The following is a 955-nucleotide window of genomic DNA, read 5'->3' as shown; positions in this document are numbered from 1 at the left end:
GAATCGAACTGCAATCTCGTGCCAAAGCAGCGTTGGAGCTCATAGGCGAACTGCTCCTGGACGCATCGATCCGGTTAGACAACAACCCTGCGGACAAACCGATAAGAGCCCCAGAGGGCGAATGGCCACACAACGATGAACGCACCGGTACCGTACAAAAAAAACGCACCGACAGCGACGAGACCCAACCCCAAGTCGTCCTCTCCCAAGGGTGGTCGCTCTCTGCCCGCGTAGTACTCCCGCTCCGCCACCGAGGCCCCGAAGGTTGCAGCAGCGAATGCACCAGGCAGTGCAATCAGCAGCGAGAGCAGGAGGGCCGCTGACCAACGCGCAATGAACTTGAGCGATCGTCCCATGCCGTCTAACGTTTGACATGAGCTGCATGACCCGGCTTACCGGGGCATGTCAGCTCGATGGAAGGGTTAGGCGTCATTTTCGCGTCCAGAGTCGCCACACCCGCTTGGCCAATGTGGGCTTGCTTCCAGATGCCGAATCGTTGCCTCGCACGCCCTGGATTGAGCTGCCCTCTTGATCGCATTGACTCAGTTCCCCCTTAAGAGAAAGCAGATTCAGGATGTGCTCTTCTCTGCCTGAGTACCGAATGCATCGGACTTCTGATAGGCCAATCGCCTCAGCCATAAGTTGCTGTTCCTGCAAGTTTCTTGGCTGCTGGCAGACATAACAGTGCGAAGCCTCATCGTCGTACCGCAGGAGTTCGGGTACTGCTTCGAACGGGACCAGGCATGCGACGCAGCAGCCGTCTTCAACGTAGAAGTCACCAGGCACGTTCAACGGATGACGGTTGTGTTGTGGCATATGTCTTCGTAACGCCTAAGGTCGGAAATGACCGGCGGGCCATACGTAGGCGAAGCCCGCCGCGAGAACGTCCGTGTCGATCGACTTGTTAGACCTCAAGCGCTCCCCTTGCACCGGCCCGTAGTGACCGTTTCATCAC

At 57.7% G+C, this 955-nt stretch carries 2 protein-coding genes; one reads left to right on the top strand and one right to left on the bottom strand.

The features are described from left to right. Window positions 1-323 (top strand): hypothetical protein (locus AC1D0P_RS26080; RefSeq protein ID WP_477679374.1); only part of this gene is annotated, 323 nt, incomplete at its 5' end. 106 nt (window positions 324-429) lie between these two features. Here the strand turns inward: AC1D0P_RS26080 and AC1D0P_RS26075 are convergent. After that, on the bottom strand, window positions 430-816 hold the full coding sequence (locus AC1D0P_RS26075) for a ferredoxin (RefSeq protein ID WP_477679373.1): 387 nt from the start codon (window positions 814-816) through the stop codon (window positions 430-432). Window positions 817-955: the final 139 nt, after the last annotated feature.

It is taken from the genome of Polaromonas sp. P1_G2, from assembly GCF_056405515.1.
This window is presented reverse-complemented; position numbering and strand designations above follow the sequence as displayed.

Excerpts from the sequence above, each read along its gene's own strand:
- AC1D0P_RS26075 (WP_477679373.1), bottom strand. The coding sequence starts at position 816 with ATGCCACAACACAACCGTCATCCGTTGAACGTGCCTGGTGACTTCTAC.